Below are 6,929 nucleotides of genomic sequence, written 5' to 3'. Positions count from 1 at the left end.
GGAGTCTCCACGTCGCCGAGCTTTCCGGGAAACCCTGCATGATCACGGCGGTGGTTGGGTGGCCGGCTCTTTGGGTCTTACATCGCGAGTTGCTCGGGGAGGCCGTTGGCGTGGAGGACGGTCAGCGAGGTGACGGCCCGGGTGAGGACGACGTAGAGCCGGGCGAGGCCGCGGTCCTCGGCGGCGACGATGTCGGCGGGCTCCACGACGATGACGTGGTCGTACTCCAGGCCCTTGGCCAGGCCGGCCGGGACCACCAGCACGCGCTCCTCGCCGGTGGAGTCGGGGCCGAGCACGCCGTGGCCGATGCCGGTGAGGGCGGCCGAGATGGCGGTGACGGAGGCGTCCGCCACGATGACCCCGATGGAGCCCTCACGCCGTAGAGCCTGCCGTACGGCGTCGGGCACGGCCGAGGCGACGTCGGGCGACAGCCGTACGGAAAGGGAGCCGGCTCCGGGGCGGAGCGATCGGGGAGCGGCGAGGTCCGGCGCGACCGAGGGCAGCAGCCGGGCGGCGTAGTCGAGGATCTCGCGCGGCACGCGGAAGCCCAGGGTCAGCTCGGTGACCTGGCCGGACGGCTGGCCGAGATGGTCGAGCACGGTCTTCCAGGACCGGGCGGACCACGGTGTCGTGCCCTGGGCGAGGTCGCCCAGCACGGTCGCCGATCCCGTACGGCAGCGCCGCCCGAGCGCGCGGAGCTGCATCGCGGACAGGTCCTGGGCCTCGTCCACGACGACGTGGCCGTGTGAGGCCGTCCGCTCGATCAGGTCGCTCAGTTCGTCGAGCAGTGCGGCGTCGGCAGTGGACCATTTGGCGGATCTGTGCGACTTGGCGGGCCTGCGCCAGAGGATCGTCTCCTGCTCGGCGGGCGACAGGCCGGACTTGGCGGCGCGGGCGAGGAAATCGGCGTCCGACAGGAGCCGGAAGAGCACCTGCTCCGGGGTGAGCTTGGGCCACACCGCGTCGAGCACGGTCTTGACGGACTTGGACCTCGCCACGGCGTCCTGCACCCGGTCGTCGGGCGACTCGCCGCGCCGCTCCATCTGGACGAGCACGGCATGCGCGAGCCGCTGGGCCAGCGTGGCGCGGCCCGGGCCGTACCGGGTGGTGCCTCGCAGCGAGGCGACGATCTCGCGGACCTCGTAGTCGGCGACCCGGTAGCGGTTGATGCCCTTGGTGAACAGCACGCCCTCTTCCGGCTTGGTCACGTGCAGCCAGAGCGCCCGCTTCAGGACCTCGGCCATCCGGGCGTCGCCCTTGATCGCCGCGACCGCCGGGTCCTCGGGGAAGGAGTGGTCGCCGAGGATGCCGGCGACGGTCGTCTGGTCGACCTTGACTTCGCCGAGCGCCGGGAGGACGGAGGAGATGTAGGAGAGGAAGGCACGGTTGGGGCCGACGATCATCACGCCGGACCGGGAGAGCCTCTCGCGGTGGGTGAACAGCAGGTAGGCGGCGCGGTGCAGGCCCACCGCCGTCTTCCCGGTGCCGGGCGCCCCCTGGACGCAGACCGTCACGCCGAGGTCGGACCGGACGATCTCGTCCTGGTCGGGCTGAATGGTGGCCACGATGTCCCGCATGGGGCCGGTGCGGGGCCGCTCGATCTCCTCGGTGAGCAGCCGGCTCTGCCCGAGGTTTCTGCCGTCAATGGGACCGTCGAGGGGCTCGTCCTCGTAGGCGGTGAGGTCGCCGCCGTGGTAGCCGAACCTGCGGCGCAGCGTGATGCCCATCGGGTCGGCGGGGCTCGCCTGGTAGAAGGCTCGGGAGACGGGGGCGCGCCAGTCGATGACCAGGGCCCGGCTGTTGTCGTCGTGGACGTGGCGGCGGCCGACGTAGATGGTGGTGGGGAGGTCGTCGCCGCCGGACCGGTTGAGGCGGCCGAAGAAGAGCGGGGTGTCGGAGTGGTCGGCGAGCGCGGCGACCCGCTGGTCGAGGAGGCCCTGGAGCACCTGCTGGGAGACCCAGTCGCCGGCGGCGTCAGCGGAGAGGGACTGCGCGTGCTCGCGCATCGATCGGAGCGCGGCGCGGGAGGCCGCGAGATGGGCGCGCTCGGCCTCTAGCACCTTTTCAGGCATGCGGAAACTCCTCTGAGAACGGGAAACACAAGAGCTTACCGAGGGCCGATCGCCAACCCAAATGGTATTTCCGCGGCGTGTTGCCGTTTCCCGGTCCGGGTACCTGTAACGAGGTGACACGGACCTGGGTGCCTCCCGCGATTCCGACCGTGGCGAGCCTGCTGCTCGCGGCGCTCTGGGGGCTCTCCGTCTTCGGCGGTTGGGGGACGGAGGCGTTCTGCTCGGGTGCGGAGTCGTCCCCGGCCTGCGCGGACCGGATCGCCTCCGCCATCCTGCTCTCCGCCGTGATCGCCCTGTTGGCGGCGGCGTCCACGGCGGCCGGCTGGCTCACTCACCGGTCGGCTCTGCTCGAGGTCGCCGTGGGGGCCTGGGTGCTCGCCGTGGGCGTGCTTTTCGTCGGCGGTGTGGTCGCGCAGTAACCCTGTGAATACTGGCTGAATCTCTAACAAATCGGCATGGCAATTCGCCCAAAAGTCGGGGCAAATCGGGTGATTTGCCGCGACTATGGGGTATGGCCGCCATCGATCTGAGTGGTGTGTGTGGGGGCAAGGCGGCAAGGGGGTGATGCGGTTGTCTCGGGCCGACGGTATCTCCTGGACCTGATCAGAACAGACCTGCCTGACCTGGCACCCCACCCGGCGAGACTCACCTCGCCGGGTTTTCCTCGCCCACGTCGTCTGCGTCGATGATGTGGTAGGCGTACCCCTGTTCCGCCAGGAACCGCTGCCGGTGGGCCGCGAAGTCCTGGTCCACGGTGTCCCGGCTGACGACCGAGTAGAACCGCGCGCCGCCGCCGTCGGCCTTGGGCCGCAGGACGCGGCCGAGCCGCTGTGCCTCCTCCTGCCGCGAGCCGAAGGTGCCCGACACCTGGATCGCGACGGAAGCCTCGGGCAGGTCGATGGAGAAGTTGGCCACCTTCGACACGACAAGGACCTGGATCTCCTTGTCGCGGAACGCCTGGAACAGCCGCTCCCGTTCGCGCACGCGGGTCTCGCCCTTGATGACCGGGGCGTTCAGGTGCTCGCCGAGCTCGTCGAGCTGGTCGATGTACTGCCCGATCACCAGCACCTGCTCGCCGGCGTGCCGCCGGACGAGGGCCTCGGTGACCCGGGTCTTCGACGGCGTGGTGGAGCAGAACCGGTAGCGCTCGTCGGGCTCGGCCATCGCGTAGGCCAGCCGTTCCTCGTCGGTGAGCGTGACCCTGACCTCGACGCAGTCGGCGGGCGCGATCCACCCCTGGGTCTCCATCTCCTTCCAGGGCGCGTCGTACCGCTTGGGCCCGATGAGGGAGAAGACGTCGCCCTCGCGGCCGTCCTCGCGGACCAGCGTCGCGGTCAGCCCCACCCGGCGGCGCGCCTGGAGGTCGGCCGTCATCCGGAAGATCGGCGCGGGCAGCAGGTGCACCTCGTCGTAGATCACCAGGCCCCAGTCGCGGGCGTCGAACAGCTCCAGGTGCCGGTAGACGCCCTGCCGCCTGGTCGTCATGACCTGGTAGGTCGCGATGGTGACCGGGCGGATCTCCTTCTTGGTGCCCGTGTACTCGCCGATCTCGTCCTCGGTCAGCGAGGTCCGCTTGATCAGCTCCTGCTTCCACTGGTGCGCCGAGACCGTGTTGGTCACCAGGATCAGCGTGGTCGCCTGGGCATGCGCCATGGCGGCGGCCCCGACGATCGTCTTGCCCGCCCCGCAGGGCAGCACCACCACGCCGGAACCGCCGTGCCAGAACGCGTCCGCCGCCTCCTTCTGGTACGGCCGGAGCGCCCAGCCGTCCTCGGCCAGCTCGATGGGGTGGTGCTCGCCGTCCACGTATCCGGCCAGGTCCTCGGCCGGCCAGCCCAGTTTGAGCAGCAACTGCTTGATGTTGCCGCGCTCCGACGGGTGCACGGCCACCGACTCGGCGCCGATCCGCTCGCCCAGCAGCGGCTGGATCTTCTTGGAGCGCAGCACCTCCTCCAGCACCGCGCGGTCGGAGCTGGTGAGGATCAGCCCGTGGATCGGGTCCTTCTCCAGCCGGAGCCGTCCGTAGCGGGCCATGGTCTCCGCCACGTCCACGAGCAGCGCGTGCGGCACGGGATAGCGGCTGTGCGAGATCAGCGCGTCGATGACCTGCTCGGCGTCGTGCCCGGCGGCCCGGGCGTTCCACAGCGCGAGCGGCGTGACCCGGTAGGTGTGGACGTGCTCGGGGGCGCGCTCCAGCTCGGCGAACGGGGCGATCGCCTTGCGGCACTCGCCGGCCCTTTCGTGATCGACCTCGAGCAGCAGCGTCTTGTCCGACTGAACGATCAGCGGCCCGTCATTCAATGCCCACTCCCTTGGTACGGCTACGGGCTATCAAACAAGAGATAGAGCCGAATCAGTCCCGTTTTACTGAGGCGAGAGGCTCGCCACACCGGTTATGCGGTGCAGGGCGAAGCGGTGGACGGTGGCGCGGGTCTCGTCGTAGGCCGTGAGATATCCGCCCTCGATGCGGGCCGGCTCCAGGATGCGGCTGGTGGCGTGGCCCTGGGAGTCAAGGTAGCCGATCCACACCTGGGAGCCCATGCGAATCGCCTCGCGCAGCGCCTCGATCGTCGCGCTCGCCGGGCTACGGGGGGGCTGGCCGTCGGGGGCGTCGACCGGCCGCCGCCTCGTGCGATGGGCGTCGTCGCCCGCTCGGATCGCCCGTACGGCCGCCGCCACGACGTCGGAGTCGGGGCCGGCGGCGCCGGTCGCGCGGGCCATGGCCGGCCCTTCGGTACGCCGCGTCTCGGCCCGGGAGACCAGCACGTCTCCATCCAGGGACTCGGCGACCGGCGCGTAGCCCATCGCCCGCAGCGAGTCGACCAGCGTCGCCCTGGACGTCTTGGACGCCAGCACGGTCGGGGCGAGCCGCCGCAGCCGCAGCAGGCCGGAGCGCTTGTCGGCCAGCACCTCGTCGAGCACCGACGGATCGTCGCAGCGGACGTAGGCGGAAGCCGTACCGACCTTGATGCGGCCGTGACGGCGGGCCACGTCGGAGACCAGGTAGCGCAGCGGCTGGGGGACGGGCGTGGCGGAGTGCCGCTCCAGCATCGCGATCATGTCGTCCGCCGACTGCCCGGCGTCCAGCGCCCGCCGGATCGACCGCTCGCCGAACCGGTAGACCGTCGCGCCGCCCTTCGACTCGACATCGGCCGCCAGCGCGAGCCAGCGGCCGAGGTCGCTCGTCAGCGGTCCGGGGGCGACGGCGGTCAGGTCGGCCTGCAGCAGCACGTGGTCCACCGGCTCCGGCAGCAGCGGAGCCAGCAGGCGCGCGGCCTCGCCGTCCCCGAGGACGATCGACCGCCCGTGCGCGGACAGCACGCCGAGCCCCGTCACGCCGATGTGCTCCGCCTCGCGCAGCGTGAACTCCGCGAACCTGTCCCGCTGCGCGCCCCGGCGCCGGGGCCGCTCCCATGCCAGCCGGGCCAGCACGGACCGCGCGGCCGGCGCCAGCCCGGCGCCGGCCGACGCCAGCACGGCCAGCGTCTCGGCGCGTACCTGCGTGGCCGCCGGCCTGCGGAGATCGGGATGCAGGGCGTTGAGCGGCCGGTCGCGCTCGTCCCGCTCGCCGATGAGCCCGGGGACGCGATCCATGGCCGCCCAGGCGGAGGCCAGCACCGCCCACCGGTCCTCGGTGGCCTTGACCCGCCATCCGTCGTACGTCCCGGTCGGCAGCCACTCGCCGTCGACCGATCCGTTCGACGCGATCAGCCCGGCCGCGTGGGCCACCTCGACGACGAGCCCGGCCGCCCACTCCGGAAGGTCGAGGAGCTGCGCCGTCCTCTTCAGATCCCGTACGGCGAGGCCGCCCGTGCGCAGGACCCCGGGAGGATCGACACTCCAGTGCTCGCACAGCTCTTCGACGGTGCGGACGAAGGTGAACGCCTGCCCGGCGGCCGTCCGGTCGGCGAGGACCTGGTCGCGGGTGGCGCCCTCCAGCTCGGGCGGCCACGGGGACAGGTCACGGTGGATCCGGCCGTCGCGCAGGAAGAGGGCCACCTCGCGGGGCAGCGCCACGGTCTCCTCGCCGGTCGCTCCGAGCAGACCCCGGGCGAGGAGCTGCTCGATCGGCGACTGGGCGGTGGCCGTGCTGACCTCGCGCCGGGCGTTGGGCAGCCGACCGCTCGCCGGTCCCCACGCCAGCTCGTCGAGGGCGGCGCGCGCCTGCGGCGACACCTCCGCGACCAGACGTCCGACCGACGACGGATCGGCCAGCACCTCCGCCAGCCGCACCCGGGGCGCCCTGTGATCTCCCCCGGGTGGGGCGTCTCCGTCCGGGACGATGTCGTCGAGGAGCGCCGCCAGCGCCTCCGGGGAGTGGTGCCGGAAGACCTCCGCGGCCGGAGGCCCGAGACCCGCGGGAGGGTCCAGCGCCTCCTTGACGCCCGGCGCCGGGCGCAGCGCGTCGTCGGGCCCGTAGGCCAGCCCCGTGGTGCGGAGCCGCTCGATCGCCTCATCGAGGGCCGCGTCGAGGTCCGGGCCGGGGGTGGTTCCCGGGATGGCGTGGGCGAGGAGGGCCCGGAGGGCGTCGCGGGCGAGGGGGCCGGGCTGGAGGCTCAGCGTCTCGAGGACGGCGAGTGTGAACCCGTCGAGCCGGTCGAGGGCCCGGCCGAGGGCCGACGGGGTGCTCGCGCGGGCGGCGAGGCCCTCGACATGGGCCGGGACGGGCGTGATGAGCTCGGGCCGCGCCTTCACGAGCGCGCGCAACCGCTCATCCGTACGGCCGCGCAGCCACTCGGTGAAGTCGGTGCTCATCGAATCTCCAATCCCCCTCCCGGGGAGGGGGAGCCTGTCAACATCCTTTCCATCGTAGGGCCGGATTTTTCGAGCATCGGTCGCATAGCCGCCGGTGCTGGG

Annotated in this window: 4 protein-coding genes; 1 reads left to right on the top strand and 3 read right to left on the bottom strand. The window is 72.0% G+C overall.

Going from position 1 to position 6,929, the window contains the following annotated elements; genetic code table 11:
- Nucleotides 1-77: 77 nt before the first annotated feature.
- Nucleotides 78-2,072 (bottom strand): HelD family protein, encoded by a 1,995-nt coding sequence (locus N5079_RS24115; protein ID WP_261586285.1) that lies wholly within the window; start codon nt 2,070-2,072, stop codon nt 78-80.
- 113 nt (nt 2,073-2,185) lie between these two features.
- Here N5079_RS24115 and N5079_RS24110 point away from each other — a divergent pair, with 113 nt between their 5' ends.
- A complete protein-coding gene (locus N5079_RS24110; protein ID WP_261586284.1) occupies nt 2,186-2,491 on the top strand; it encodes a hypothetical protein in 306 nt (101 codons plus the stop codon).
- Nucleotides 2,492-2,717: 226 nt separating this feature from the next.
- On the opposite strand, the gene N5079_RS24105 is transcribed toward N5079_RS24110, so the two are convergent.
- Both N5079_RS24105 and N5079_RS24100 read right to left on the bottom strand, forming a co-directional pair.
- Complete coding sequence (locus N5079_RS24105; protein ID WP_261586282.1) at nt 2,718-4,373, bottom strand: DNA repair helicase XPB; 1,656 nt, start codon at nt 4,371-4,373, stop codon at nt 2,718-2,720.
- 63 nt (nt 4,374-4,436) lie between these two features.
- Entirely contained in the window at nt 4,437-6,827 is a 2,391-nt protein-coding gene (locus N5079_RS24100) for a helicase C-terminal domain-containing protein (protein WP_261586280.1), read from the bottom strand.
- Between the last annotated feature and the right edge of the window lie 102 nt (nt 6,828-6,929).

The organism is Planotetraspora sp. A-T 1434, assembly GCF_025420585.1.
Lineage (GTDB): Bacteria > Actinomycetota > Actinomycetes > Streptosporangiales > Streptosporangiaceae > JAOEGB01.
Note: the sequence above shows the minus strand (reverse complement) of the source record. Positions and strands in the feature narration are given on the sequence as shown.